Origin of the sequence: Mycobacterium sp. (assembly GCF_025965855.1) — a bacterium.
Classification (GTDB): domain Bacteria; phylum Actinomycetota; class Actinomycetes; order Mycobacteriales; family Mycobacteriaceae; genus Mycobacterium.
In genome coordinates this window covers 1-6401 of the sequence record NZ_JAOPWB010000123.1, presented here as the reverse complement: position 1 = coordinate 6401, position 6401 = coordinate 1, and the positions used below count along the sequence as shown (strand labels likewise).

At 68.8% G+C, this 6401-nt stretch carries 3 protein-coding genes; all 3 read right to left on the bottom strand.

Features of this window, described 5'->3' with window-relative positions; translation table 11 throughout:
• Positions 1 to 22 precede the first annotated feature (22 nt).
• The gene (locus tag JWP83_RS09480; protein WP_297729194.1) at positions 23 to 2347 is read right to left on the bottom strand and encodes a PE family protein; all 2325 of its coding nucleotides are present in this window, start codon (positions 2345 to 2347) and stop codon (positions 23 to 25) included.
• 234 nt (positions 2348 to 2581) lie between these two features.
• Positions 2582 to 4468: an ABC transporter family substrate-binding protein gene (locus JWP83_RS09475; RefSeq protein WP_297729197.1), complete on the bottom strand. Its 1887-nt coding sequence runs from the start codon at positions 4466 to 4468 to the stop codon at positions 2582 to 2584.
• A gap of 66 nt (positions 4469 to 4534) precedes the next feature.
• Positions 4535 to 6401: translational GTPase TypA (typA, locus tag JWP83_RS09470; protein WP_297729191.1), on the bottom strand; the 1867-nt coding region annotated here is incomplete at its 5' end.

Sequence of the window (6401 nt, the reverse complement as noted above, 5' to 3'; positions counted from 1 at the left end):
GCGGGCGCCGGCTGATTCAGACCTAGCCCACGGATAACCCGGCGAAGTCGGCGCCGGCGGCCAGGGTCTGGTCGAAGATGCCCTCCAGGCCGCCGATGTTGCCGCCGTTGAAGACCTCCTCTCCAGTACCGGTAAGGACGGTGCTGATCGGCGGGGCCTGCACACCGCCCACGAAGCTGTTGGCGGTCTGCTCGCCGGTGGCCAGCACCAGATTGCCCACGTTGAAGAGCCGGTTGAGCCCGCCGTTCAGGGCGCTGTTCGTCCCGAATACGCTTGTCTCCCAAGCGATCTCGTTGTTCAACAGGTTGCTGTTGAAGCCGGTCTCCGCGGTGATGAGGTTTCCGAGGAAGTTGATCTGGCCGGAGGCCAATCCTTGCAACCCCGCCGTCGGCGCCGCCACCAGCGCCGCCCCCAACCCGGTCGCCGGAAGCCCGGCGAACAGCGATCCGTTGAGCGCCGCGGTCAACGACGCCTGCAAGCCCGCCGCGTTGATCCCCGCCGTCAACGCGGCCTGCAGCGATCCATTGCCGGTCAACGCGGTCGCCGCCGCCCCGATGACGTCGAGGTCCCACAGGAACTTGGTGTCCACGGCGCCCAGCAGCCCGCCGAGCGCGCCGCCGGCGATCATGTTGGCCGGGGAACCGACCGCAAGGCTGGCCAGAATCGCGCCGCCGGTGGGGAGCTGGGCTCCCAACAGGCTGTCGAACGTCACCTCGCCGGTGCCCAGCACCGTGTTCCAGAAGTTGAAGAAGCTGTCGATCGAGCCGCCCAAGGCGCCGGTGCCGCCGAAGAGCGCCGTCTCCAGCGCCGTCTCCTGGGCGACCAGAGCCCCGTTCAAGCCGAGCTCGTTGGTGACCAACGCCGTGTTGAAGCCGACCTCCATCGTCTGCAGCTGGGCGAGGAATGCGGGCACGTTCGGCACCGTCAACAGCGTCTGCCAGGGCGCGGCCAGGTTGGCGAACAGCGTGGGAAGCCCGGAAATCCCGACGCTGAGGCCGCCGGAGAGCGCGGCGTTGAGCTGGGCGCTCAGCCCGGAGAGCCCCGCGGTGATGCTCGCACCCAGGCTGGGGCTGAAACCGAATGCGCCGCCCAGCGCGGCAAGCGCGGCGTTCAGGTTGGTCGGCAGGGTGAAGCCGCCCATCAGGACAGGCAGGCCGGCACTCAGGTTGCCGATCAGCGACCCACCGGTTTGCAAGGCACCGGACAGGGCGGCGCCGAGGCCCGAAAGGCTGCCGCCGAAGCCGCCCGACAACGCGGCATTGATCGCGCCGCTCAGACCGGCAAGCCCGCCGCTGAGGCTGGCCTGCAGGCCCGGTAGCCCGGCGCTCAAGCCGGCCGCCAGGTTGGAGAGTCCGGCGCTCAGGTTCGTCGCCAGCACCCCGCCGGTCTGCGTGAATCCCGACAGACCGCTGCTGATGTCGGCGGCCAATGTCGCACCGAGGGGCCCCAGCCCCGAAAGACTGCCGCCCAAGCCGCCCGACAAGGCGGCATTCAGCGAAGCGCTCAGCCCCGCAAGGCTGCCGCCCAGGCTGGCCGCGAGCCCCGGAAATGCGAGACTGAGGCCGCCGGCCAGGCCGGACAGCCCGGCGCCGAGGTTTGCCGCGAGCGCGTTACCGGTCTGGGCCAACCCCGACAGCCCGTTGCTGAAGTCGGCGGCCAACGTCGCCCCGAGCGGCCCCAGCCCCGCAAGGCTGCCGCCCAAACTGCCCGACAACGCCGCATTCAGCGAAGCGTTCAGCCCGGAAAGCCCGCCGCTCAGGCTGGCCTGCAACCCGGGCAGCGCGGCGTTGAAGCCGCCGGCCAGCCCGGAAAGCCCGGTACCGACGTTCGTCGCAAGCGCCCCGCCGGTCTGCGCCAGCGCCGAAAGCCCACTGTTGAAGTTCGTCGCCAGGGCCGCTCCGAGTGGCGCCAGCCCAACGACGTTGGCGCCAAAGCTGGCCGACACCGCCGCATTGAGCGAGGCGCCCAGCCCGGCAAGGTCGGCGCTCAGGGTGGCCCCAAACCCCGCGAGCCCGGCGCTGAAGTCGAACCCGAGCGCGGGGACCGCGCTCGCCAGAGTCTGCACGACGTTTACCTCGGCGGCCGCATAGCTGCCCGCACCCGCGGTCAAAGTCTGCACGAACTGCTGGTGGAATACCGCCGCCTGCGCGCTCAGTTGCTGGTAGCCGGCGGCGTGCGAAGAAAACAGCGCGGCAATTTCCGCCGAAACCTCGTCGGCGGCGGCGGGCAGCACCCCCGTCGTGGCGGCGACCGCCGCGCTGTTGGCCGATCCGATGAGCGAACCAAGGCTCGCCAAATCCTTTGCAGCATCAGCCATTAGCTCCGGCGCTGCGATGAGAAACGACACTCTGACCTCCCCGGTTCAGCACAAGACGGCCGCTACCCCTCCGTAGCCCGATCGGGCGGGTATTGCGCTGGCGGCAGCGTATCGAAATGGTGTCGTGAAAACGCCCGTTTGCACTAACTGACTTTGTGGATATTCGATTCGCCTATTCGTAATTGATTCGTTACTTTTTGGTCCGCGCGCGCCGGGCGTAACCGCATTTGGAAAATCGGCGTTTTCAATATTCGAAATGGGCGCTTAGGGGCCGGTTTTGATCCATTGGCCGGCGTCGCCGACGATGCCGACCGGGACCGCGCCCGTCAGGCTGACGTTTTGCACGCTGGGGCCGGCCGCGACGATCGTCGTGTCCTGCAAGATCGGCAACACCGTCGACATGTTCCACAGCCGCGGTTCGACCGCGGTGATCACGTCGTTGATGCTCTTGGTGCCGTTGAGCGCGGCGTCGATGTTCGACTGAATGCTGCGGTCGCAGATTCCGGTGAGGTTCGACGGCGCCTGCACCAGGGCGCCGGGCTCGGGCGGGCGGCTCGGGGACGTCTGGGTGGGCGTCGCGGAGGTGGTGGTGGGCCCGGCGGACGACGTGGGCCCGGTGGCACGAGTGGTCGTTGCCAGATTCGAGGTCGGGACGGTCGTCGTCTGCAGCGCGGGACAGCCGTAGCGCGAGGCCAGCAGCGTCGCCAGGTTTCCCCCGGCCCGATGCCAGCCGACGATCGCGTCCACCTGGTTGTTGTTCAGCGCGTCGCGATACAGCGTCACCGGGTCCAACGCCAGCACCGTCGCGGCGATGCCGACGTTGCGCAACTGATCCGCGACGGTGTTGGCCACCGCGACCGAGGTCGGGTCGTTCGTCGCCACCCCGATGACTAGCGAGAGCTGTTGGCCGTCCTTGCTGATGCGGCCGCGGGTGACTTCCGGCGGCCCGGTGCTCGCGGGGGTCGGTGCCGGCGACGCCGGCGTGTTGGGTTCGACCTTGTATCCGGAGCCTTCCAGCAACGCCAGCGCGGCCGGCGTGGTCATCGCGGGCGGCGCGGTCGGCTCGTAGCCCGGGTCGCTCGGCGAGCGGATCTGGGCCTGGTCCAGCGTGACGGTGTTGTCGCTGCCCGCGCCGACTGCCGCCAGCAGATCGACGTCGAGCAAGCCCAGGATCGCCTTGCGGACCTGGGTGTCGGACAGCTTCGGCTCGTTGGCGCGCAGCGTGAGCTGCATGACCCGCGGCGTCACGATCCGCGCGGTGCGCACATCGGGGATGGCCGACAGCTGCGCGAAGGCCGCGGAGCCGCCATGCACCTGGGCCACCTGGCTGTCGCCGTTGCGCACGGAATCGGCCAGCGCGGCCGGCGCGCCGGCGCGCCGGAACAGGATCAGGGCGGGTTTCGCGGGCGCGCCCCAGTAGCGGTCGTTGCGGGCGATCAAGATCTCGTCGCGCTGGGGGTCGATACTCTCCACCCGGAACTGGCCGCCGGTCACCGGCAGGGCGCGCGCCAGGCCGGCCGTGAATCCGCCCGGCACGTCCTTGACGATGTGGGCCGGCAATATGTTGCTGAACAGCTCTTTCCAGGCCGGATACGGTTGCGCGAAGGTGACTACGGCCTGCTTGCCGCCCTCGAGCGATTGCACCCCGGTGATGAGGTCGTATCCGGCCGGATCGACCACCCCGGGCTGACTGACCATCTGCCGCCACAGGTACCAGAAGTCATCGGCGGCGATCGGGGCGTTGTCGGTCCACTGCGCCTCTGGCCGGATCTTGTAGGACACGGTGAACGGGTTTTGGTTGGTCACCTCCGCGGACACCAGCAGGGTCGGGTCCATCTCCCAGCGTGAGCCCGTCGGCGTCGTGGGGTCGGGCACCGGCCGAAAAGCGCTGGGCAACACCAGCGCGCTGATCGCCGCGTTCACCGGCGACAGATCCGACAGCAGATGCGGGTTGAACCCGGCCCCGATCGAGTCGATGCCCATGATGATCTGGGTGGGCCGCTGCGGCGGCGGCGCCGAATTGTGCGGCGTGTCGGTGCTCTGCGGCGCCGGCGGCGGGTTGACCGTGCACGCGGCCAGCGCCAGCCCGACCAACGAAACGACCACGCCGACCGTCATGAAAAGGCGGCGGGCTCGTCGCGGCATGCCCATCAGGGTATCGAGCAGGTGCTCAGCAGCCCGCGCAACCACGCGCGTGAAGCGGCCCGGCGCCAAGCGTTAACCCCGGGCCTTGGCCCGCGCGCGGCTGCGGGCCCGGGTGGTGGCATCCAGCTCGACCTTGCGTACCCGCACGATCTCGGGAGTCACCTCGACGCATTCATCCGGCCCGCAGAATTCCATGGCCTGTTCCAGGTCGAGCTCCAGCGGCTTGGCCAACGTCTCCATGACGTCCGCGGTCGACGACCGCATGTTGGTCAGTTTCTTCTCGCGCGTGACGTTGACATCGAGATCCTCTGGGCGCGGGTTGATTCCGACGACCATCCCCTCATACGTGTCCTGGCCGGGCTCAACGAAGAACTGGCCACGATCGCCGAGCTGGAGCAACGCGAATGGCGTGATGTTGCCAGTCCGGTCGGATACCAGCGACCCGGTGTGCCGGGCCCGGATCTCCCCCGCCCACGGCCGGTAGCCGTCGAACACGGCGTTGGCGATGCCGGTGCCGCGAGTGAGAGTCAGGAAGTCGGTACGGAAGCCGATCAGGCCGCGGCTGGGCACGATGAAGTCCATCCGGACCCAGCCGGCGGCGTGGTTGGTCATCTCCTCCATGCGGCCCTTGCGGCCGGCCATCAACTGCGTGATGGCCCCCACGAATTCCTCGGGGCAGTCGATCGTCATCGCCTCGAACGGCTCGTGCAGCTTGCCGTCGATCGTCCTGGTGACCACCTGTGGCTTGCCGACCGTGAGCTCGAACCCCTCCCGACGCATCTGCTCGACCAGCACCGCCAGCGCCAGCTCGCCGCGGCCCTGCACCTCCCACGCGTCGGGCCGGTCGATGTCCACCACCCGGATCGACACGTTGCCGACCAACTCCGTGTCCAGCCGGCTGCGAACCATGCGCGCGGTCAGCTTGTGCCCCGACACCTTGCCCGCCAGCGGAGAAGTATTAGTGCCAATCGTCACCGAGATGGCCGGCTCGTCAACGGTGATGCGCGGCAACGCATGGGCATGGTCGGGATCGGCCAGCGTGTCGCCGATCATGATCTCGGGCAGCCCCGCCACGGCCACGATGTCGCCGGCGATCGCCTCGTCGGTGGCACTGCGCTCGACGCCCTCGGTCGCGAGCAACTCGGTGATCTTGGCGTTGGTGATGACGGGCAACCCGTCCACCTCGCGCATCCACGCCACCTGCTGGCCCTTGCGCAGCTTGCCCTTGTAGATGCGAACCAAGGCGAGCCGGCCGAGGAAGGCCGACGCGTCCAAGTTGGTCACTAACGCCTGCAGTGGCGCCTTGGGGTCCCCGACCGGCGGCGGGATGTGTTCCATCAGCACGTCGAACAGCGGGTCGAGGTTGTCGCCCGCAGGCACCTCACCGTCGGCGGGCGCCTCGGTGCTCACGACGCCGGCGCGCCCGGACGCGTAGAGCGTCGGCAGGCCCAGCGCGTGCTCGGCGGCCGCGGCGGCCTCGTCGTCGAGATCGGACGCGACGTCGAGAAGCAGGTCGTGGCTGGCGTGCACGACCTCGGCGATCCGGGCGTCGGGCCGGTCGGTTTTGTTGACGACGAGAATCACCGGAAGATGGGCGGCCAGCGCCTTGCGCAGCACAAACCGCGTTTGCGGCAAGGGGCCCTCGGAGGCATCGACCAGCAGCAGCACCCCGTCCACCATGGACAGGCCGCGCTCCACCTCGCCGCCGAAATCGGCGTGTCCCGGGGTGTCGATCACATTGATGACGGTCACCGTTCCGTCGCTGTGATGGCGATGCACGGCGGTGTTCTTGGCCAGGATGGTGATGCCCTTTTCCTTCTCGAGGTCACCGCTGTCCATGATGCGTTCCTGAGTGTCGTCGCCGCGGTGGGTCAGGGCGCCGGACTGCCGCAGCATCGCGTCGACCAGGGTGGTCTTGCCGTGGTCGACGTGGGCGACG

Coding starts and splice junctions, on each gene's coding strand:
- JWP83_RS09475 (WP_297729197.1), bottom strand. CDS start 4,468: ATGGGCATGCCGCGACGAGCCCGCCGCCTTTTCATGACGGTCGGCGTG.